Origin of the sequence: uncultured Brevundimonas sp., assembly GCF_963977465.1 — a bacterium.
Taxonomy (GTDB): Bacteria; Pseudomonadota; Alphaproteobacteria; order Caulobacterales; family Caulobacteraceae; genus Brevundimonas.
This window is the reverse complement of the sequence record NZ_CAXBOQ010000001.1, coordinates 285,632-306,771: the sequence shown is the minus strand read 5'-3', so window position 1 is coordinate 306,771 and position 21,140 is coordinate 285,632. Positions and strand designations below refer to the sequence as shown.

At 66.9% G+C, this 21,140-nt stretch carries 21 protein-coding genes; 10 read left to right on the top strand and 11 right to left on the bottom strand.

What is annotated here, in order from left to right; genetic code table 11:
• Window positions 1-4: 4 nt before the first annotated feature.
• Both AAC067_RS01650 and AAC067_RS01645 read right to left on the bottom strand, forming a co-directional pair.
• Window positions 5-313 (bottom strand): SEL1-like repeat protein, encoded by a 309-nt coding sequence (locus AAC067_RS01650; RefSeq protein ID WP_339928900.1) that lies wholly within the window; start codon window positions 311-313, stop codon window positions 5-7.
• A gap of 191 nt (window positions 314-504) precedes the next feature.
• Window positions 505-1,224 carry a glutathione S-transferase N-terminal domain-containing protein gene (locus AAC067_RS01645; protein ID WP_339928898.1) on the bottom strand — a complete coding sequence of 240 codons (720 nt, stop codon included), beginning with the start codon at window positions 1,222-1,224 and terminating at the stop codon, window positions 505-507.
• A gap of 177 nt (window positions 1,225-1,401) precedes the next feature.
• Between AAC067_RS01645 and AAC067_RS01640 the strand changes: the two genes are divergently transcribed.
• Window positions 1,402-1,971, top strand: a complete 570-nt coding sequence (locus tag AAC067_RS01640) for an RcnB family protein (RefSeq protein ID WP_339928896.1) — start codon at window positions 1,402-1,404, stop codon at window positions 1,969-1,971.
• 161 nt (window positions 1,972-2,132) lie between these two features.
• Window positions 2,133-3,068 carry an RcnB family protein gene (locus AAC067_RS01635; protein WP_339928894.1) on the top strand — a complete coding sequence of 312 codons (936 nt, stop codon included), beginning with the start codon at window positions 2,133-2,135 and terminating at the stop codon, window positions 3,066-3,068.
• Between the two features lie 77 nt (window positions 3,069-3,145).
• Here AAC067_RS01635 and gatB read toward each other — a convergent pair whose 3' ends face one another.
• The 6 genes from gatB to AAC067_RS01605 all read right to left on the bottom strand — a co-directional run bounded on the left by gatB (window position 3,146) and on the right by AAC067_RS01605 (window position 7,945).
• Window positions 3,146-4,657 (bottom strand): Asp-tRNA(Asn)/Glu-tRNA(Gln) amidotransferase subunit GatB, encoded by a 1,512-nt coding sequence (gene gatB / locus AAC067_RS01630; protein WP_339928892.1) that lies wholly within the window; start codon window positions 4,655-4,657, stop codon window positions 3,146-3,148.
• Window positions 4,658-4,702: 45 nt separating this feature from the next.
• On the bottom strand, window positions 4,703-5,086 hold the full coding sequence (locus AAC067_RS01625; protein ID WP_339928890.1) for a DUF559 domain-containing protein: 384 nt from the start codon (window positions 5,084-5,086) through the stop codon (window positions 4,703-4,705).
• A gap of 189 nt (window positions 5,087-5,275) precedes the next feature.
• Window positions 5,276-5,563 carry a hypothetical protein gene (locus AAC067_RS01620; RefSeq protein WP_339928888.1) on the bottom strand — a complete coding sequence of 96 codons (288 nt, stop codon included), beginning with the start codon at window positions 5,561-5,563 and terminating at the stop codon, window positions 5,276-5,278.
• Window positions 5,560-7,038, bottom strand: coding sequence for an Asp-tRNA(Asn)/Glu-tRNA(Gln) amidotransferase subunit GatA (gene gatA / locus AAC067_RS01615; RefSeq protein WP_339928886.1), 1,479 nt, complete (start codon window positions 7,036-7,038; stop codon window positions 5,560-5,562). The genes AAC067_RS01620 and gatA overlap by 4 nt, the downstream gene beginning before the upstream one ends.
• A gap of 2 nt (window positions 7,039-7,040) precedes the next feature.
• Complete coding sequence (gene gatC / locus AAC067_RS01610) at window positions 7,041-7,328, bottom strand: Asp-tRNA(Asn)/Glu-tRNA(Gln) amidotransferase subunit GatC (protein WP_339928884.1); 288 nt, start codon at window positions 7,326-7,328, stop codon at window positions 7,041-7,043.
• 83 nt (window positions 7,329-7,411) lie between these two features.
• A complete protein-coding gene (locus AAC067_RS01605) occupies window positions 7,412-7,945 on the bottom strand; it encodes a hypothetical protein (RefSeq protein ID WP_339928882.1) in 534 nt (177 codons plus the stop codon).
• Between the two features lie 130 nt (window positions 7,946-8,075).
• On the opposite strand from AAC067_RS01605, the gene ruvX reads away from it, so the two are divergent.
• The 6 genes from ruvX to topA all read left to right on the top strand — a co-directional run bounded on the left by ruvX (window position 8,076) and on the right by topA (window position 15,311).
• Complete coding sequence (gene ruvX / locus AAC067_RS01600; protein ID WP_339929756.1) at window positions 8,076-8,495, top strand: Holliday junction resolvase RuvX; 420 nt, start codon at window positions 8,076-8,078, stop codon at window positions 8,493-8,495.
• Between the two features lie 61 nt (window positions 8,496-8,556).
• Complete coding sequence (locus tag AAC067_RS01595) at window positions 8,557-9,540, top strand: aspartate carbamoyltransferase catalytic subunit (protein WP_339928880.1); 984 nt, start codon at window positions 8,557-8,559, stop codon at window positions 9,538-9,540.
• Window positions 9,537-10,823 (top strand): dihydroorotase, encoded by a 1,287-nt coding sequence (pyrC, locus tag AAC067_RS01590; RefSeq protein WP_339928878.1) that lies wholly within the window; start codon window positions 9,537-9,539, stop codon window positions 10,821-10,823. The genes AAC067_RS01595 and pyrC overlap by 4 nt, the downstream gene beginning before the upstream one ends.
• Window positions 10,824-10,838: 15 nt before the next feature.
• Window positions 10,839-11,477, top strand: a complete 639-nt coding sequence (plsY, locus tag AAC067_RS01585; protein ID WP_339928876.1) for a glycerol-3-phosphate 1-O-acyltransferase PlsY — start codon at window positions 10,839-10,841, stop codon at window positions 11,475-11,477.
• Window positions 11,474-12,559 carry a DNA-processing protein DprA gene (dprA, locus tag AAC067_RS01580; protein ID WP_339928874.1) on the top strand — a complete coding sequence of 362 codons (1,086 nt, stop codon included), beginning with the start codon at window positions 11,474-11,476 and terminating at the stop codon, window positions 12,557-12,559. The genes plsY and dprA overlap by 4 nt, the downstream gene beginning before the upstream one ends.
• Window positions 12,560-12,662: 103 nt before the next feature.
• Window positions 12,663-15,311, top strand: a complete 2,649-nt coding sequence (gene topA, locus AAC067_RS01575; RefSeq protein ID WP_339928872.1) for a type I DNA topoisomerase — start codon at window positions 12,663-12,665, stop codon at window positions 15,309-15,311.
• Between the two features lie 329 nt (window positions 15,312-15,640).
• On the opposite strand, the gene AAC067_RS01570 is transcribed toward topA, so the two are convergent.
• A complete protein-coding gene (locus AAC067_RS01570; RefSeq protein WP_339928870.1) occupies window positions 15,641-16,468 on the bottom strand; it encodes an NAD(P)H-hydrate dehydratase in 828 nt (275 codons plus the stop codon).
• Between the two features lie 120 nt (window positions 16,469-16,588).
• Here AAC067_RS01570 and AAC067_RS01565 point away from each other — a divergent pair, with 120 nt between their 5' ends.
• Entirely contained in the window at window positions 16,589-16,927 is a 339-nt protein-coding gene (locus AAC067_RS01565) for a P-II family nitrogen regulator (protein WP_339928868.1), read from the top strand.
• A 61-nt stretch (window positions 16,928-16,988) separates the two neighbouring features.
• Window positions 16,989-18,398, top strand: a complete 1,410-nt coding sequence (gene glnA / locus AAC067_RS01560; RefSeq protein ID WP_339929754.1) for a type I glutamate--ammonia ligase — start codon at window positions 16,989-16,991, stop codon at window positions 18,396-18,398.
• Between the two features lie 72 nt (window positions 18,399-18,470).
• Here glnA and AAC067_RS01555 read toward each other — a convergent pair whose 3' ends face one another.
• Together AAC067_RS01555 and AAC067_RS01550 are read right to left on the bottom strand one after the other, a co-directional pair.
• Entirely contained in the window at window positions 18,471-20,621 is a 2,151-nt protein-coding gene (locus AAC067_RS01555) for an alpha/beta hydrolase (protein ID WP_339928866.1), read from the bottom strand.
• Window positions 20,622-20,868: 247 nt separating this feature from the next.
• Window positions 20,869-21,135, bottom strand: a complete 267-nt coding sequence (locus AAC067_RS01550; protein ID WP_339928864.1) for a hypothetical protein — start codon at window positions 21,133-21,135, stop codon at window positions 20,869-20,871.
• Between the last annotated feature and the right edge of the window lie 5 nt (window positions 21,136-21,140).

The following is a 21,140-nucleotide window of genomic DNA, read 5'->3' as shown; positions in this document are numbered from 1 at the left end:
CTGATCAGGCCGCAAGGGTAACCACACCGGCATCGATCCAGCGGCGCGCGGCGCGCTGGGCGTCGGCGATTTCGTCCTGTTCCATTTCCTGCGACATCTCGCGGCGATAGACCCGGGCCTCGACCGACCCCTTCATGGCCGCCAGGTTGAAGATCATATGGGCCGAGACCCGATCCATCGGGCAGCCGGCCTGGCCGGTCGAGTACATCATACCCAGACGAAACAGGGCTTCGCCGTCCATATCCGCAGTCGGCAGAGGCAGAGCGGCCTCGGCTTCGATCTCGATGTCCGACGCCAGTTCTTGCGCGTTCATTACCGTATCCTCCGGACGACGGCCGTTCTGGCCCCGTCTCCTGAGGCCTGATCAAATACCCGCGGTTTGAAGTTAAAGTTAACGGCGGCAGGTCGATTCGATCTTTTAAGTAAAGCAAAGATAAATACTGGCGTTTTTGTTCAGACCTGCGAAACTTATTGGAAATCTTGTAGTTACACCTTCCCGGAAGGTTAACGTCCGCGCTGGCCGAACAGGATCTTGCGCGCTGCCTCGGCCGACTGGCCCGAGGCCGCCAGATTGCCCCGCATCGTCTCGCCGACAGCCCGACCCGCGATGACCGCCGGACGCGCCCCGACCCGGTCCATCCAGGCCTTGAGGTTGGGAAACTCATCCAGCGACTGGCCCTGGTGTTCCGGCAGCACCCACGGCCAGGCGGCCATGTCGGCGATCGAATAGTCACCAGCCAGATAGTCACGGTCGGCCAGGCGGCGATCCATCACGCCGTAAAGGCGGTGGGTTTCGTCGGTATAGCGGCGGACGCCATAGGCGATCTGGCGCTGGTCGCGGATGATGGCCGGGGCATACTGGCGGAAATGGTGGGTCTGGCCGGCCATGGGTCCGAGGCCGCCGACCTGCCAGAACAGCCACTGGTCGATGTCGACCCGCGTGCGCACGTCGGCCGGATAGAACTGCCCCGACTTGTTGCCGAGATACTGCAGGATGGCGCCGGACTCGAAGATCGACAGCGGCTTTCCGTCGGGACCGTCGGGGTCGATGATGGCCGGCATGCGGCCGTTCGGGCTGATCGCCTGGAAGGCGGGTTCGAACTGCTCTCCTGCCCCGATGTTCACCGGCTTGACCACATAGGGCAGGCCCATCTCCTCGAGAGCGATGGAGACCTTCCAGCCGTTGGGCGTGGGCCAGTACCAGAGTTCGATCGGTTGGGTCATGAAGGCGGATCCTGAAACGGCCCCCTGATCTGGGGCGTTGGCAGGGCCGGCGCAACCGCCCAGCGGGCAAAGCTGACCGAGTCGTTCAGGACCAGTTCATCCGGCCCTTGCGACCATGCCCGGCATACAGGAGCCGGACCCCCAAACCCATCGCCGGCCCGCCACGGGAGAATCCGTATGAACCGCCTTGCCCGGGCTGCCGTCATCGCCGTCGCACTGGCGACCACGGCTGCCCCCCTGGCCGCCGAGGCCCAGAGCCGTCGCGACCGCCACGATCAGCGACAGGATCGACGGGATGACCGCCGCGATCACCGTCAGGACCATCGTCAGGACCGGCGCGACGACCGCCGTGACTATCGCTCGGACCGTCGCCACGACCAGCGCGACTACCGGGCGGATCGCCACGATGACCGGCGCGACTACCGCTCGCACCAGCGCTATGATCGCAACAACCGCGACTGGTACCGGGGCCGCAGCGACTTCCGCGACTATCGCGGGGTTCGCAGCGGTTACTGGTACGCGCCGAGCTACGGCTACTACCGGGTCAACCCGCGCTACAACACGCATCGCTGGCAGCGCGGCCACACCCTGCCGGCCGCCTATCGCGGCTATTATGTGCGCGACCCGTACGTCTACGGCCTGCGCCAGGCCCCGCGGGGCTATCGCTATGTCCACGCGGGCAACGACATCGTGCTGATGGCCGTGGCCACCGGTTTGATCATCAGCGTCATGTCCGGCGCCTACTAGACCGCTGCCTTCCCGGAACAGCCCCCGCGGACCCTGTGTCGGCGGGGGCTTTTTCATGCCGCCACGCGCCGTGACCCGTCGTTATCGTTCAGTTAAGGTTCATGCACGGGGCGCGATCCTGTCATCGAGCCGCCCGCTACGGGTGTGCGGGGAAAGAGACCATGAAACGCAATCTGATGGTGTTCACCGCGATCACCTCCCTCCTCCTGCCACTGGCCGCCCCCGTAGTGGCCGCGGCCCAGGATCGCGGCGACCGCGGACGACGGGCGCAAAGTGAAGGCGAAGGGCGTCCACAGCGTCAGCCCAACGCGGAACGTCGTGCCGCCCAGGCGGAGCGCAGCACCGCGCCGGCGGCGGAACAGCAAGAGCGTCGCCAGGAACGCCGCCAGGAGCCGCGTCAGGAGCGTCGCGAGGATCGCCAGGAACGCCCTGACCGACCCAATCGCCCGTCCGAGCCGCAACGGCCGCAGCGGCCCGACCGGCCCGGTCGCCCGGCCCAGCCGGACGCGCCGAACCGTCCGGCCACGCAGGATCGTGTCGATCGCCACGATCGGAACGGCGCGGGGCGCGACCAACGGCCGGATCGCCCCAATACCCGGCGGGACGACCGTCAGGATCATCGCAATGACCCGCGGCAGGATCGCCGTGATGACCGGCGCGATCATCGCCGGGATGACCGCCGGGACGACCGGCGCGAGCATCGCGGTGAGCAACGCCACGATCGCCGCGAATACCAGGAGTTCCGCAACCGCTTCAACAGCAGCCAGTGGCACCGCAACTGGAACCGTAGCCACGGTTCTGACTGGTGGCGCAACGACCGGCGCTTCCGCAGCTACAACGGCTTCCGCGTCGGCTTCTATTTCGCGCCCAGCTACGGTTATTACAGCGTCCCGCGCAACTACTGGGGCCAGCGCTGGCAGGTCGGGGACTATCTGCCGTCGATGTTCTGGCGCTACGAGCTGAACGACTGGCGCACCTATGGCCTCGGCTATCCGCCGGCCGGGACGCGCTGGGTCGTGGTCGACAACCAGATCTATCTGATCGACCAGTACGACGGCTATATCATCGACGTCATCCGCGACGCCTGGCGCTGGTAGCCGCACCACCAAGAACGAAGGCCCCGCGGAGCGATCCGCGGGGCCTTTTTCATGCGCTCATGCGAGACGCCGCGCGTTCAGGAAATGCCCAGCTTCGCCTTCAGGATGTCATTGACCGAGGCGGGGTTGGCCTTGCCGCCGGTGGCCTTCATCACCTGACCGACGAACCAGCCGATGGCCTGGGGCTTTTCGGCGACGGCGGCGGCCTTGTCGGGGTTGGCGGCGATGATCTCGTCGACGGCTTTTTCAATGGCCCCGGTGTCATTGACCTGGACCAGACCGCGGGCCTCGACCACCTGACGCGGCGAGCCCTCGCCGGCCCAGACGTGGTCGAACACCTCCTTGGCGATTTTCGAGGAAATGACCCCCTCCTCGAGCAGGGCGACCAGTTCGGCGACGTGGGCGGCCGGCAGCGGGCTCTGCGAGAAGTCGAGATTGTCGGCGGCCAGACGGGCCGACAGCTCATTGGTGACCCAGTTGGACACCAGCTTAGCGTCGCGGCCTTTCGCAGCCGCCTCGAAATAGTCGGCCTTGGCCTGTTCCGAGATCAGCACCACGGCGTCGTATTGCGACAGGCCGTAATCGGCCATCAGCCGCTTGCGCTTTTCGTCCGGCAGTTCCGGCAGGGACGCCTTAATGGTGTCGATCCAAGCCTGTTCCAGCTCGAGCGGCAGCAGGTCAGGGTCGGGGAAATAGCGATAGTCGTTGGCCTCTTCCTTGGAGCGCATCGAGCGGGTTTCGCCGGCCGTCGGATCGTACAGCCGGGTCTCCTGATCGATCTTGCCGCCGTCTTCGAGGATCTCGATCTGGCGGCGGGCTTCGTAGTTGATGGCCTGGGAGATGAAGCGGAACGAGTTGACGTTCTTGATCTCGCAGCGCGTGCCCAGATGGCTGAAGTCGCCGGACGCACGGAATTGCTCGTAGCCACCCACGCGGCAGACCGAGACGTTGACGTCGGCGCGCAGATTGCCCTTCTCCATGTCGCCGTCGCAGGTGCCCAGATAGATCAGGATGGTGCGGATCTTCTTGACGTAGGCGACCGCCTCTTCCGGCGAGCGCATGTGCGGCTTGGAGACGATCTCCATCAGGGCTGTGCCCGCGCGGTTCAGGTCGACATAGGATTCGCTGGGCGACAGGTCGTGGATCAGCTTGCCCGCGTCCTGTTCCAGATGCAGGCGTTCGACGCCGACGGTGAAGAAGGTGCCGTCCTCGGCCTCGACCTCGACCTCACCCTCCCCGACGATGGGGAAATACAGCTGGCTGATCTGATAGCCCTGCGGCAGGTCGGGGTAGAAATAGTTCTTGCGGTCGAACTGGCTGCGTTTGTTGATCCGGGCCTTGAGGCCGAGGCCGGTGCGCACCGCCTGTTCGACGCAATGGCCGTTCAGGGTCGGCAGCATGCCGGGAAAGCCGGCGTCGACCAGCGACACCTGCTCGTTCGGTCCCGCGCCGAAGCCGACGGCCGCCCCGGAGAACAGCTTGGCCTTCGAGGCCACCTGGGCGTGAATCTCCAGCCCCATGACGATTTCCCAGGCCCCGGTGCGGCCCTGGATGAGATTGGTGGGGGTGGAGGTGGTGGTGTCGGTCATGTTGTCTTCTCTACCCCTCTCCCGTCGGGAGAGGGAGGGGCCCGTTCAACGAAGTTGAGCGGGAGGGTGTGGGGTTACGGTGCCGGCCAGTTTCGCGTGGGCGCGGATGGCGTCGAGGACCGTGTGCAGACTGGTCATCACCTCTTCATTGCGAAACCGCAGCACGGCCCATCCGTGGGCCTCGATCTCTTGCTGGCGGACATGGTCGTTCAGCTGATTGTCGTCCTCGTCGTGAACCGCGCCGTCCAGTTCGACGACCAGCATCAGGCTTTCGCAGGCGAAGTCCGCGAAATAGCGGCTGATCCCGTATTGCCGCCGGAATTTCAGCCCGTCCAGCCGCTTGCCCCGGATGGCCGTCCACAAGGTTCGCTCGGCCAGGGTTTGCCGTCGCCGCAAAGCCCGCGCGAATTCGGTCTGGTCCCGCGTCAACGTCCCTCTCCCGAAGACCCGTTCTCCCTTGGGAGAAGGTGGCCCGAAGGGCCGGATGAGGGGTTAGGGTGTGGCCGTCAACGCCTCCCGGCCAGACCGTAACCCCACACCCTCCCACGCGCGATGCGCGCGGGCCCCGCCCTCTCCCTATGGGAGAGGGATCGCGAACATCGGCAGAGTGACTGTCGACTATCGGCCTTCCTCGCCACCCATACCTGATCGTGGTCTGCTGAACAAAACGTAGGTTGCGAACGCTAACAGGCAAAAACCAGCAAATGCCAGAATGACAAAGGCAACGAACTGTTGGTCCATGCGGGCCAGTTCAGCGGCCGAAAATCCCTGCCAGTTCTCGACATAGACGGCGTTGAATCCGTCCTTGAACTCAGCATTTAACCGGACGTACCAGGCACCGATCAGCCCGACGAGAGCGATCAAGAACCCGGCAGCCAGAAAGACCTTCGGACGCTTCTTTATCACCACCACTTCTCCGGCTTGGCGACGAACCCGGCCGCGTCTTCCAGCGCACTGGCGACCTTGAACACGGTCGCCTCGTCGAGGGCCTTGCCGATGACCTGGAGGCCGAGCGGCAGGCCGCCGCTGTCGACGCCGGCGGGGACCGAGATGCCCGGCAGGCCGGCGAGGTTGGCGGTGACGGTGAAGATGTCGTTCAGATACATCTGCAGCGGGTCGATCTGCTTGTCGCCGAGGGCGAAGGCGGCCGACGGGGTCGACGGCGTCAGGATGGCGTCGACCTGGCCCCAGACCTTGTCGAAATCCTCGGCGATGCGACGCCGGACCTTCAGGGCCCGGACATAGTAGGCGTCATAGAATCCGGCCGACAGCACATAGGCCCCGATGATCAGGCGGCGTTTGACCTCGCCACCGAAGCCTTCGGCGCGGCTGGTCTCGTACAGGTCGGTCAGGCTGGTCGTGCCCTCGGCGCGGTGGCCGAAACGCATGCCGTCATAGCGAGCCAGGTTGGACGAGGCCTCGGCCGGGGCGATGATGTAATAGGCCGGCAGGGCGTATTTGGTGTGCGGCAGGCTGATCGGCACGATCTCGCAACCGGCACCCTTCAGCCAGGCCATGCCCTGATCCCACAGCGTCTGGATCTCGGCGGGCATGCCGTCGACGACGTATTCCTTGGGCACGCCGATACGCAGGCCCTTGATCGACTGGCCGAGCGAAGCCGACCAGTCCGGGGTCGGGACGTCGAGGCTGGTCGAGTCGCGGACGTCGAACGAGCACATCGACTGCAGCATCAGGGCGGCGTCGGCGACCGTCTTGGTGATCGGTCCGGCCTGATCCAGCGAACTGGCGAAGGCGACCATGCCGAAGCGGCTGGCGCGGCCGTAGGTGGGCTTGACCCCGACGGTGCCGGTGAAGGCGGCGGGCTGGCGAATCGAGCCGCCGGTGTCCGAGGCCGTGGCGGCCAGGCAGAGGTCGGCGGCGACCGAAGAGGCCGAGCCGCCCGAGCTGCCGCCGGGTGTCAGGTCGGCGTTGGAACCCGTTGATTTCCAGGGATTGACGACGGGACCGAAGGCGCTGGTCTCATTGGACGAGCCCATGGCGAACTCGTCCATGTTCAGCTTGCCCAGCATGACCGCACCGTCGCGCCATAGATTGCCGCTGACGGTCGATTCATAGGGCGGGACGAAGCCGCGCAGCATGTTGGAGCCGGCCGTGGTCTGGACCCCGTCGGTGCAGAACAGGTCCTTGATCCCCAGCGGCGCGCCTTCCAGCACCCCGCCCTGCCCCTTGGCCAGTCGGGCGTCGGAGGCGCGGGCCATGTCGATCGCCTTGTCGGCGGTGACGGTGACGAAGGCGTTCAGGGTCGGGTTGGCGGCTTCAATGGCGGTCAGGAATGACGTGGTGAGCTCTTCGGACGAGAAGTCGCGGGCCTTGAGGCCGTCGACAGCCGCTTTCAGCGTGAGTTTGGTCAGGTCGCTCATGACTATTCGACCACCTTGGGCACGACAAAGAAGCCGTCGGTCGCCTGCGGGGCATTGCCCAGCACATCGGCGACCTTGTTGCCGTCGGTGACGACATCGGCGCGCAGGCGCAGCGGCTGGGCCACGTTCGAGGTCATCGGCTCGACGCCGTCGACGTCGACCTCGTTCAACTGCTCGATCCAGGCGAGGATGCCGGTCAGTTCCCCGGCCAGGGGCTCCAGCCGGTCTTCCGGGGTCTTGATACGGGCGAGGTGCGCGACCTTGCGCACCGTCGCAGCGTCGATGGCCATGCGGCTCTCCAGACGTGACAGGTCAAGCGGGCGGATTAGCCGCCCGGCGGGCCTTTCACAAGCTACCGGAGCCGCTTTGGCGCTCAGGTCGCCGGGGTGACGGTGATCGAGGACGGCGGCGGCGAGCCGGCAACGCGCGCGTCGTACGTCACGATGAAGCGTTTGACCTCGCCGGTGACCATCTCGCCGTTGTCGCCCATCCGGCCCTGGGTCGTTTCCAGCACGAAACGGCCTGGGCCCTGTTCACCGAGGCTCCAGCGTTCGAAATCGCCGAGCGGGAAGACGCGCCAGCCCTCGGACGGGTCGACGAAGAAGGCCAGATAGGCGTGGTCGCCGTTCAGGGCCGGATCGCCACCGGCCAGACCGAACAGCTTGGCGTCGGCCCCCGGATCGGTGAGCGGCGCAACCTCGACGACCGAGGCGGCCGATTGCAGATAGTCGTCGGCCTGGGTCTGGACCGTCTGGGCCGGCCCAGCGGCGGTGGCCGGGGCGGTTGCGGCGGCCGTGACCGCATTGGAGCCGGCGTCCGGCACCGCGCTCTTGCGGGTTTCCACGCCGGAATCGCAGGCGGCGACGGTGCCGGCGATGGCCAGAAGCAGCAATGGATGTCTGATCATGTCAAAACTCCCCTTTTGACGCGCCGCCATCTTGTCCTTTGACACGCGGCGACGCCAGCCCTACCGCCACCCTGTGTCCATTGTCCCCCTCCTCGACCTGCCCGCCGCCTGCCCGCCGCAAACCGCGTGGATGGGGCTGGACCTCGGCGAAAAGACCATCGGCGTCGCCGTGTCGGACGTGACCCGGATGATCGCCAGCCCGCTGGAACTGATCCGCAAATCCAAATTCACGATCGAGGCCGAGGCGTTGTTCAAGCTGATGGGACACCGCAAGATCAGCGGCCTGATCATCGGCCTGCCGACCAATATGGACGGCACCGAAGGGCCCCGGGCCCAGTCGTGCCGGGCGTTTGCCCGTAACCTGCTGCGGCTTCGCGACATGCCCATCGCCTTCTGGGACGAGCGGCTGTCGACCAGCGCCGTCGAACGCTTCCTGATCGGTGAGCTGGACCTGACCCGCAAGCGCCGCGCCGACGTCGTCGACCGCACCGCGGCCGCCTGGATTCTGCAGGGGGCGCTGGACCGCATCCGTGTCGCCGAACAGTCGTGACGGTGCCGATCTTGCCCGGCCTGTTCCATTTTCCCTGACTCAGCCGTATAGGCGGGCCTCGATGACCCAGCCCAACGCCGTCACCGATATGATCACCGAGCGGCTGGCCCCGTTCCCTCGCCCCCATTTCCTGTCGTCCGGCGATCTCAACGCCCAGACCGCCCGCGACCTGCTGGATCTGGCCGACGCCTTCGTCGAACTGAACCGCTCGTCGGCCAAGACGCTGGACCTGATGCGCGGCCGCACGGTGATGAACCTGTTCTTCGAGAACTCGACCCGCACCAGCGCCTCGTTCGAGATTGCGGCGCGGCGGCTGGGGGCCGATGTCGTCAATATGAGCCCGCGCACCTCCTCGGTGGCCAAGGGCGAGACCCTGATCGACACCGCCGTCACCCTGAACGCGATGAAGCCCGACATTCTGGTGGTGCGCCACGGGGCCTCGGGGGCCGCCGACCTGCTGTCGCAGAAGGTCGGCTGTGCCGTGGTCAACGCCGGCGACGGCCGTCATGAGCATCCGACCCAGGCCCTGCTGGACATGCTGAGCCTGCGCCGGGCGTTCGGTGATGTGACCAGCCTGACCGTGGCCATCTGCGGTGATGTGGCCCACAGCCGCGTGGCCCGCTCCAATGTGGCCCTGCTGTCGATGATGGGGGCCCGGGTGCGGCTGATCGGACCGCCGACCCTGGTGCCGGGCGACGCCGACCGCTGGGGCTGTGAGGTGTTCCACGACATGCGCGAGGGGCTGAAGGGCTGCGACGTGGTGATGATGCTGCGCCTGCAGCTGGAGCGGATGGAGGGGGCGCTGGTGCCGTCGACCCGAGAATATTTCCGCTTCTGGGGGCTGGACCGCGAAAAACTGTCCTGGGCCAGTCCGGGGGCCAAGGTCATGCATCCCGGCCCGATGAACCGCGGCGTCGAGATCGATTCCGACGTGGCCGACGACCTGACCGTGTCCCTGATCCAGGATCAGGTCGAGATGGGGGTGGCCGCGCGCATGGCGGTGCTGGCCGCCCTGTCCGCCCGTCTCGACGGAGCCGCCCGATGAGCGTCCTGGCCCTGGTCAATGCCCGACTGCTGGACCCGGCCAGCGACTATGACGGCCCCGGTGCCCTGCTGATCGAACACGGCCATATCGTTGAAGTCATCCGCGGGACCGCCGGGGCCCAGGCCGCCGGAATCGAGGTCATCGACGTCGACGGCCTGTGTCTGGCCCCCGGCCTGATCGACATCCGGGTCAAGACCGGTGAGCCCGGGGCCGAGCCCAAGGAGACGCTGAAATCGGCCAGCCTGTCGGCCGCCGCCGGCGGGGTGACCACCATCGTCATCCAGCCCGACACCGATCCCGCCGTCGACGACCCGGCCATGGTCGACTTCATCCAGCGGCGCGGGGCCGCGCTCAATCTAGTCAATGTGTTCGCCGCCGGGGCCGCGACCCGCACGCTGGACGGCCAGCGGATGGCCGAGATCGGCCTGATGACCGAGGCCGGGGCCCTGTATTTCACCGACGGCGACCGGGTCATCACCAACAGCCGCACCCTGCAGCGGGTGATGAGCTATGCCGCCGCCTTCAACGCCCTGATCGCCTGTCGTCCAAGCGAGCCGTGGCTGAGCGAGGGCACGGTGGCCACCGCGGGCGAACTGGCGACGCGGCTGGGCCTGTCGGGGTCGCCGGCCATCGGCGAACGCATCCAGCTGGAACGCGACCTGGCGCTGGTTGAACAGACCGGGGTGCGCTTCCTCGTCGACCAGATCTCGACCGAAGGGGCACTGGAGACGCTGGCGCGGGCACGGGCCAAGGGGCTGGAAGTCGCGGCCTCGGTGTCGATCAACCATCTGTGCTTCAACGAGATCGATATCGGCGACTATCGCACCTTCTACCGGCTGGATCCGCCGCTGCGGGCCGAGAGTGACCGTCTGGCCCTGATCGAGGCGGTGCGCGACGGCCTGATCGACGTGATCACCTCGGCCCACGCCCCGGCCCCGGCCGAGGACAAGCGCCGTCCGTTCGCAGAGGCCGCGCCGGGGGCGGTGGGTCTGGAGACCCTGCTGGCGGCGGCGCTGAGCCTGCATCACGAGGACGGTCTGGACCTGCTCGACATCCTGCGACCGCTGACGCACGGCCCGGCCACCCTGCTGGATATGGAGTCCGGCGTGCTGGAGGCCGATGCCCCGGCCGATCTGGTGCTGTTCGATCCGGGCGCGCCGGTGGTGATCGATGCGGCGACGCTGAAATCCAAGTCGCGCAACTCCCCGTTCGACGGTCGCCGCCTGCAAGGTCGGGTCTTGCTTACAATCGTCGGTGGACGCATCGTCCATGACGCGCGCTAGACGGGAGACAAGAACGTGCAGGATCTGGTTGCCCCGGCCCTTGTGACCCTCGCCCTCGTGGCGGTGGCCGGCTATCTGCTGGGTTCGATCCCGTTCGGCGTGATCATCACCCGCGCGGTGACCGGTGAGGACGTCCGGGCCATCGGCTCGGGCAATATCGGCGCGACCAATGTGCTGCGTACCGGGCGCAAGGATCTGGCGCTGGCGACCTTGCTGCTCGACGCCGGCAAGGGGGCCGTGGCCCTGCTGATCGCCCGCTGGCTGTTCGACAGCGAGGTGGCCGGGGCCATCGCCGGCGGCGCGGCCTTTATCGGTCATCTGTTTCCGGTCTGGCTGGGGTTCAAGGGCGGCAAGGGGGTCGCGACCTTCTTCGGCCTGTTGCTGGCCGCCTGGTGGCCGCTGGGGCTGATGGCCGGGGCGACCTGGCTGATCGTGGCTTTCGGGCTGCGCTATTCGTCACTGGCGGCGCTGGTGGCGGCCGCCGTGGCCCCGATGCTGGCGACCCTGACCGTCCCGGCCCTCCACTTGCCTGCCCCCGCCCCGATCCTGCTGCTGTCGGCCTTTACCGCCGTGCTGATCTGGGTCCGTCACCATCAGAACATCGCCCGGCTGCTGAAGGGGACCGAACCCCGGCTGGGCGCCAAAAAGACGTGAGCCCGCCGGACGCGGCGGAACGGTTCGCCCGGCTGCGGCTCGCCCGCGCCGAGCGCGTCGGTCCGGTGACGTTCCGGCAACTGCTCGACCGCTTCGGCAGTGCCGTGGCTGCGCTGGAGGCCCTGCCGGCCATGGTTCGGCGCGCCGGCGGGGCGGGCTTCACCCTGCCGCCCGTCGACCGGATCGAGGCCGAAATGGCGGCGGCCGAGGCGGTCAACGCGCACCTGATGGTGATCGGCGACGCGGACTATCCGCCACAGCTGGCCGCCGTCGATCCGCCACCGCCGGTTCTGTGGACGCGCGGTGACCCGGACCTGCTGTCGCGGCCCTGTGTCGCCGTGGTCGGGGCCCGCATCGCCTCGGCCGGAGGCCAGCGCATCGCCCGGGGTCTGGCGGCCCAGCTCGGAGCCGCAGGGCATGTCGTGGTCTCGGGTCTGGCGCGCGGCATCGACGGGGCCGCCCACACCGGGGCCCTGCCGACCGGGACGGTGGCGGTGCTGGGCGGCGGGGTCGACGACGTCTATCCGCCCGACAATTCCGAGCTGTACGACCAGATCGTCGCGGACGGCTGTGTCGTGTCCGAAAGCCCGATGGGGGCCCGGGCTCAGGCGCGCGATTTTCCCCGACGCAACCGCATCATCTCGGGCCTGTCGCGCGGGGTCGTGGTGGTCGAGGCCGAACTGCGCTCGGGTTCGCTGATCACCGCCCGGCTGGCGGCCGAACAGGGACGCGATGTGTTCGCCGTGCCCGGATCGCCGCTGGATCCGCGATCGCGCGGCCCCAATGAACTGCTACGTCAGGGTGCGATCCTGTGCGAGGGCATCGAGGACATCGAACGCGCTTTAGAGACCCTGCGCCGTCTGGACGAGCCGCCGGTCGACCATCCGTTTGGTGCCGGGGCCGATGACGTGGATGCCGCCCTGATCGAGCGGGTGGCGGCCCTGCTGTCGCCGACCCCGACGCCGCGCGATGAGCTGGCGCGGGCCCTGAATGCGCCGGTCGGGGCGGTCGCCGCCGCCCTGCTGGAGCTGAGTCTGGTCGGGCGCGCGATCCTGCTGCCGGGAGGCCTGGCCTCGCTCTGAACCGCCTTCCCACCCCCTGTCCGGGACCGGGTTTCAGATGGCCGATTGACACGGGCCGTCCGGCCAACCACGTTCCCGGCCCCTTTCCGAGAACCCGTCCATCATGAATCTCGTCATTGTCGAAAGCCCCGCAAAGGCCAAGACCATCAACAAATATCTGGGCTCCGAGTTCGAGGTTCTGGCCTCCTACGGCCACATCCGCGACCTGCCGTCCAAGGACGGATCGGTGCTGCCGGACGACGATTTCGCCATGTCGTGGGAGATCGACGCCCGGGCCTCCAAGCGGATGTCCGAGATTGCCGAGGCCGCCAAACGCGCCAGCCGCGTCATTCTGGCGACCGACCCCGACCGCGAGGGTGAGGCGATCAGCTGGCACGTGCTTGAGGTCCTGACCAAGAAGAAGGCGCTCAAGGACACCCACGTCGAACGGGTCACCTTCAACGCCATCACCAAGAGCGCCGTGCTCGAGGCCATGGCCGCCCCGCGCCAGATCGACATGGAACTGGTCGACGCCTATCTGGCCCGCCGCGCGCTGGACTATCTGGTCGGCTTCACCCTGTCGCCGGTGCTGTGGCGCAAGCTGCCGGGGGCCCGCTCGGCCGGTCGCGTCCAGTCGGTCGCCCTGCGCATCGTCGTCGATCGCGAGATGGAGATCGAGAAGTTCAAGGCCCAGGAATACTGGTCGGTCGAGGCCGACCTGGCCGCCGACAGCCCGCCCTTCACAACCCGGCTGGTCAAACACCTGGGCAAGCGCATCCAGCGTCTCGACATCCCGTCGGAGGCCGTGGCCTTCGCCGCCCGCGACGCGATCAACAGCGGGGCGTTCACGATCAAGTCGATCGAGAAGAAGCCGATCAAGCGCAGCCCGGCCCCGCCGTTCACCACCTCGACCCTGCAGCAGGAAGCCAGCCGCAAGCTGGGCTTCACCGCCCAGCGCACCATGCAGGCGGCGCAGAAACTGTATGAGGGCGTCGACGAGACCGGCGGCCTGATCACCTATATGCGGACCGACGGCCTGTTCGTCAGTCCCGAGGGTATCGCCCAGGCCCGCGAGGTCATCGCCGACCGCTTCGGTCCGGCCTTCGTCCCGTCCGAGCCGCGCTATTACAAGACCAAGGCCAAGAACGCCCAGGAGGCGCACGAGGCCATTCGTCCGACCAACATCACCCGCGCGCCGGAGTCCCTGCGCCTGGAGGGTGACCTGCAGCGGCTGTACGAGCTGATCTGGAAGCGGATGGTCGCCTCGCAGATGGAATCGGCCCGGATCGACCGCACCACGGTCGAGGTCGAGACCCCGGACGGTCAGACCGGCCTGCGCGCCACCGGCCAGGTGGTGACCTTCGACGGCTTCCTCGCCGTCTACGAAGAAGGCCGCGACGAACGCCAGAAGGGTGCCGAGACCGAGGAAGACGACGACTCGACCCGCCTGCCGACCCTGAAGGAAGGGGCCACGGCCAAGGTCGAGGCCGTGCGCGCCGACCAGCATTTCACCGAGCCGCCGCCGCGCTTTTCGGAAGCCACCCTGGTCAAGAAGCTGGAAGAGCTCGGCATCGGCCGTCCGTCGACCTATGCCTCGATCCTGACCACCCTGCGCGACCGCGAATATGTGCGCACCGACAAGAACCGCTTCTATCCCGAGGACAAGGGACGGCTGGTCACGGCCTTCCTCGAGCAGTTCTTTGCGAAATGGGTGGAGTACGATTTCACCGCCGCGCTCGAGACCCGGCTCGACGAAGTCTCGGCCGGCAAGCTGGACTGGAAGGTCCTGCTGCGTGAGTTCTGGTCCGACTTCCATGTCGCGGCCCAGGCCGCCGGCGAGCTGCGCACCACGGCCATCCTCGACGCCCTCAATGAGTCGCTGGGCCCGCACATATTCCCGGCCCGGGAAGACGGTGGCGATCCGCGCGAATGCCCACTGTGCAAACAGGGGCAGCTCAGCCTCAAGACCAGCCGTTTCGGGGCCTTCGTCGGCTGCTCGCGCTATCCGGACTGCAAATTCACCCGGCCGGTGGCCTCGCCCGACGCCGACGGTGGTGGCGCGGACGGCGGCGATCGTGAACTGGGTCTGGACCCGGTCACCAACCAACCGGTCCAGTTGAAGATCGGCCGCTTCGGTCCCTATGTCGAAACCACGCCGCCGGGCGAGGAAAAGCCGAAACGCTCGTCCCTGCCCAAGGGCTGGTCGCCGGCGACGCTTGAGCTGGAACAGGCGCTGCGCCTGCTGGCCCTGCCACGCGAGGTCGGGGCACACCCCGAGGACGGCAAGATGATCACCGCCGGGCTCGGTCGCTACGGGCCGTTCGTCCTGCACGCCGGGACCTATGCCAATGTCGCCGACATCGATGAGGTGTTCGAGGTCGGCCTGAACCGCGCCGTGGTTCTGCTGGCCGAGAAGCGGGCCGGCAAGTTCGGCGGACGTGGTGCCGCCGTGGCCCCACTGAAGGACCTCGGAGCCCACCCCGAGACCGGCGATCCGATCCATGTGATGGCCGGGCGTTTCGGTCCCTATGTCAAATCAGGCAAGATCAACGCGACCCTGCCCAAGGGCACCACGCCCGAGGATCTGACTCTGGAACAGGCCCTGCCCCTGCTGGCCGCCAAGGCCGCGGCCGGGCCGAAGAAAAAGGCACCGGCCAAAAAGGCTGCCGCCAAGAAACCCGCGGCCAAAAAGCCGGCCGCCAAGACCGCAGCCGCCAAGAAGCCGGCGGCGAAGAAAAAGTCTGCAGCGAAAAAGGTCGCAGCCGCCGACTAGGGTCAACAGTCGAGTGAGGTCCGAGCCCCTTGTCATCCCGGACGCCGCAAAGCGGCGATCCGGGACGCTTGAGCGGAGAAACTTCATCCTCCCGGAAGCTGCGCCAGCAGCTATCCGGGAGACAGTTCAGGATCGCGCGGCGGAAACCTTCTCCCGGATAATCGCGCCGCGATTTCCGGGAGGCCCAAAACTATGGGAGCTCTCCGTCCCGGATCGCCGCTTCGCCGCGTCCGGGATGACAACTGCGCAACGCTGCAGTCCGGAGGGTGCCCGCCATTGCTGCGGCAGCCATCAGGCGCGGCGATGACCGGCTGAATCCCCAGTCCATCTCACTGGCCCGGCCATAGCCGGGCCAGGACCGCAGGCAGCCGGTCGGGCAGGTCCTCGGCGATCAGGCCGGGGCCGAAGCCGGCCGCGGCCTCGGCATGGATCCAGACGGCGGCGCAGGCGGCATCGAAACTGTCCATCCGCTGGGCCAGCAGGCCACCGATCATCCCGGCCAGCACGTCGCCGCTGCCCGCTGTGGCCAGCCAGGGGGTGCCGTTGTCGTTGACGGTCATCCGGCCATCCGGCGCGGCGATGACCGTCTGTGGCCCCTTCAGCACCACCACAGCCCCGGCCCGCGCCGCGGCCTCGATCGCAGCCCGCTCGCGACCCTGCTCCAGCAAGTCGGGGAACAGGCGGCTGAACTCACCCTCATGCGGGGTCAGCACGTCGTCCCGATCCAGCAAGGCGAACAGATCAGCGGGCCAGCTCTCGAACACCGTCAGACCGTCCGCGTCGATGATCAGGGCCGCGCCGTTTCCGGCCAGGGCGTGAATATTGGCCACGGTGGCATCGTTGAATCCGGCTGCCGGGCCGACCACCACGGCGTCCATGCCATCGGCCAGCTCGGCCAGGGTCTCGGGATCGGTGAACGGCTTCAGCATCACCGCCTCGACCGCCGGGGCCAGCACGGCGACGGCCTCGACCGGACACAGCAGACTGACCACCCCGGCCCCGATCCTGAGCCCGCCGCGCGCGGCCAGCCGCGCCGCGCCCGTCTGGCCGGCCCGTCCGCTGACCACCCCCAGGCGGCCCCGTGCGTGTTTGTGCGTATTCGGCCCCGGCCACGGCAGCGTCGTCCGCCAGTCAGGGCGATTGGGACCATCGGTCACCGGCGTCTCCTGTTCACAGATGACGACAAAATCGAAAAGAGGCTTGCCTTATTGTGCAATGCAATGTCCCTTTGCTGCCCGAGTGACGGGGCATTCAGCAAGCCCGTCCCGGGACCGCCCATGAAGAAGATCGAAGCCGTCATCAAGCCGTTCAAGCTCGATGAAGTGAAGGAAGCGCTCCAGGACGTGGGCGTGCAAGGCATGACCGTACTGGAGGCCAAGGGATATGGTCGTCAGAAGGGTCATTCCGAACTCTATCGCGGTGCCGAGTACGTCATCGACTTCCTTCCCAAGATAAAAATCGAGGTTGTGGTTCCCGACGACATGGCCCCGGCCGTGGTCGAGGCCATCCAGACCGCCGCCCGCACCGGCAAGATCGGCGACGGCAAGATCTTTATCTCCGACGTCGTCGACGTCATCCGCATCCGCACCGGTGAAACCGGACCCCAGGCCATCTGACCGTCGCGCGTCGCCCGCCCCGGCGGCCACCTCACCTCCTCCCCGAACCCACAGGATTTCGATCATGAACGCCAAAAAGATCCTCCAGGAGATCAAGGACAAGGACGTGCGTTACGTCGATCTCCGTTTCACCGACACCAGGGGTCGGCTGCAGCATATGACCTTCGACATCGACCTGGTCGACGAGGAACTGCTCGAGGAAGGCACGATGTTCGACGGCTCCTCCATCGTCGGCTGGAAGGCGATCAATGAGTCCGACATGCTGCTGAAGCCGGATCTGGCCACGGCCTATATCGATCCGTTCTACCAGCAGACCACGATGTTCCTGTTCTGCGACGTGCTGAACCCGGACACCAACGAACCCTACAACCGCGACAGCCGCTCGATGGCCAAGAAGGCCCTGGCCTATGTCCAGTCGTCGGGCGTGGGCGACCAGGTGTTCTTCGGCCCCGAGGCCGAGTTCTTTATCTTCGACGACGTGCGCTGGAGCACCGCGTCCCAGGACACCGGCTACAGCTTCGACTCGATCGAGCTGCCGTCCAATACCAGTGCCGAATATTCCGAGGGCAACATGGGCCATCGCCCGGGTGCCAAGGGCGGCTATTTCCCGGTCAATCCGGTCGACAGCGGCCAGGACCTGCGCGGCGAGATGCTGGGCGTGATGAAGGAGCTGGGGCTCAATCCCGAGAAGCACCACCACGAGGTCGCTCCGGCCCAGCACGAACTGGGCCTGAAGTTCAGCGACCTGCTGACGATGGCCGACCGGCTGCAGCTGTACAAATACGTCGTCCACAACGTCGCCGCCGCCTATGGCAAGTCGGCCACCTTCATGGCCAAGCCCATGTACGGCGACAACGGCTCGGGCATGCATGTGCACCAGTCGATCTGGCGCGACGGCAAGCCGCTGTTCGCCGGTGACAAATACGCCGGTCTGTCGGACATGTGCCTGTGGTACATCGGCGGCATCATCAAACACGCCAAGGCCATCAACGCCTTCGCCAACTCGACCACCAACTCCTACAAGCGTCTGGTGCCCGGCTATGAAGCCCCGGTGAAGCTGGCCTATTCGGCCCGCAACCGCTCGGCCTCTATCCGCATCCCGCACGTGTCCAGCCCCAAGGCCAAGCGTATCGAAGCGCGCTTCCCCGATCCGATGGGCAACCCGTATCTGACCTTCGTGGCCCTGCTGATGGCCGGTCTGGACGGGATCGAGAACCGCATCGATCCGGGCGCGCCCGCCGACAAGAACCTCTACGACCTGCCGCCGGAAGAACGCGGCAACATCCCCGAGGTCTGCGGCAGCCTGCACGAGGCGCTGGACAACCTCGACAAGGACCGGGCCTTCCTCAAGAAGGGCGGCGTCATGGATGACGACTTCATCGACAGCTATATCGCGCTGAAGCAGGAAGAGGTGTTGCGCCTGCAACTGCACCCGCACCCGGTCGAATTCGACCTGTACTACAGCTGCTGATCTGCGGCTGAAGTCACGAGAAAGGCCCCGGACGGGAAACCGTCCGGGGCCTTTTGCCTGGGTCGCTGCGCATCATCGCTGCTGGTCGCCCAACAGCCGCGCCATCAGTTGCCCAAGTCCGGTAAAATACGCCCGCCCCTGCTCGTAGTCGCTCTCCGTCAGCCAGTTCCGTCCCTTGTCCAGGGACCCGCGCAGACGACCCACGGCGATCGCATCGGCGAAATCACTGTGCGGGCACGACGCAGCCACCGGTGCTTCCGGGCTGACACGCCAGGCTCCGGGAGAGTCGGACACAGGGCGCAGGATGCAACGACGCTGCGGATTGAGCCCGAACCACAGGGTCGCGCGGACATCCGCCAGGCCGCCATTGCTGAAGTCGTCATGACCCAGGCCGGCCCCGGCAACCAGCGACGTATCGATGGTGGTTATGCCGTCCACTACCTGCACGCCTTCACGCGCGTCGCCGAGCCGGAGATCGCCCGCGAAACGGTTCGCCAGTCCCAGGGCACGGTCCTTGTCGGAGGCGTAGATCTCAGCGTGGCTGACCCAGGGACGGGCGCGGGCCCAGTGGGCCTCAAACGCAGGCCGCTCGATATCCGGCGAGGCCAGCACCAGGTTATCGATGAACCCCGCCACCGCAGGCCGCGTCCGGGACAGGCTGTCGAGAGCCGACATCACCAGCCGGTTCCCCATCGAATGGGCCACAATATAGAAGACATCGCTCTGATCCCCGACCTCACGGATCACCCCGGCGAGCGCACTGATCTCTTCAGGCGAGGCCACGACCCTGCGGTCGACCCAATAGAGCAGCGGATTGTCCCGGGAGGCCCAGGAATACAGGACCGTCGCCCCGTTGATCTGCAGGTCGGCATGCAGCTGGGCCGATCGATAGGCCGCGTCGTTGAATCCGTTATTGTAGCCGTGAACGTACAACAGGGTTTCGCGCCGGCGCCCTGCGATATCCGGCGGTGCCCGGAGCCGTTCCAGCCACGCTGCCCGCGAGAGAGGCTGGACTCCGGTCACAATGAAATGACGGTCGGGATCCGGCCGCTCTATCCGGATGAAGAACAGTTCGGCGGGACGCGGGATATCGCCCCGTTCCCGGCGGCAGGGAACATTCACCGTCGTCACGCCGAAATTCAGCGCCGTGACTCCATCCGTGACAGCCGTGCGGCGTGAACCGAAATACCGTTCCCTGGCCACGTCCGGAACCGGTTCGGCGGCCCGGCTGGTGGCGTAATACAGGTCCACCGGGGCGCTGGCTTTCTGGACGCCGTCCGTCACCGCAAGACAGTTCAACTGGTAACGCGTCAACTCCGTCCCGGGGGCGACCATCGCCACGTCGGTGGCCCGAACCGGCGGGTTCCGCTCTGGTGGGGGCGGGGGCGGCGGTGGTGGCGGTGGAGGGGGCGGCGGCGGAGGGGGCGGCGGCGGTGGCGGCGGCGGACGGTTGTCGATGTCCGGACCGCGTTGAGCCGAAATGTCCCGGGCATAGGCCGCCCGCGCCCGGGCTCGGGCTTCAAAGGCTCGCACCGCCGACACCGCTGCCGGATAGGCAGCCAGACGGGACGCGGCCTGACCATAGGCCTGGGCCGCCGCGTCGAATGCTGCGGCTGCGGCCTGGTAGGCGCGGACACGCCGACCGGCGTCCGATTCCAGCGCAAACAGCGCGTAGGCACGACGTTCATTGTCCTCGGCTGTTTCCAGGGCTTGCAAGGCTGCGATCAGGGCGGCGGACGACTCCGATCCCCCCGGCAGATCAACAAGGTCACGCCGCAACCGAACGATCGCCGCGAACTCGCCGACTGACCCGGCCGCCGGACCGGGCCGGATCCGGGATATGGCCGTCGGAATCCCTGTTTCAAGCAGATCGAGCGCCTCGGCCTGATACTGACGTCGATGTCGCGTCAGAAGCAGGCCATCCGTGTCGTCACCGGCATAGGAAGGCAGTTGCGCAATGGCCAACCGCCAGGCCGTGGCTCGAACCGCCAGGTCCAGCGCCGGGGACCGGGCGATGCCGGCATAGACGTCGCCGTCACTGTCGGCGGCCGCCAACCAGCCAGGGCGCTGGGCCAGAAGGGTCTCGACACCCCGGGAATCGCCATCGGCCGCGGCGGCGGCCAGGTCTTCCAGATTATCCGGTGCCGACTGGGCCCAGGCGCTGCCGCCGAATGTCAGGCTGCAAACCGCTGTGGCCACGAGGATGCTTCGGGAGATTGTCATGCCTGGACCAGCCTCCAGCTGTCGCAAGAGTTGAAAACCAAAATCTCACGACTTCCAGTATACCCTCGTTCCGCCACGGGGAAGCTTTGGGTCGACGACAGACGCTGAAGCCGGTCGACGGTCAGCGCCTGTAACGGTACCCGCACCCGGTCGTGGTCGACCCTGACTGCAACCGCCGATCTGACAAAAAAGCCCCCGGACAGTTTCCCGTCCGGGGGCTTTTCTACCGTCGGAATTCAGACTGAACTCAGCGGTTGGTGGTCTCGACCTCGATGCCGTCGCGGCCGGCGCGAACGGTGGTGCTGTCGCCGGTCTGGGCGTCACGCTCGACGACGACAGGCGGGCTCTGGCGCTCGATCACCACCGGAGCCGCGGGCACTTCGCGGGTTTCGACGATGGTGTGGGTGGTGTCGGTGTCGGTTGCGCTCTCGTCGGCGGCCGGGGTGCAGGCAACGGCACCGAGGGTGACGACGGCGAACGCGGTGGCGGCGGTCGCGAATTGGCGATGGTTCATGGATG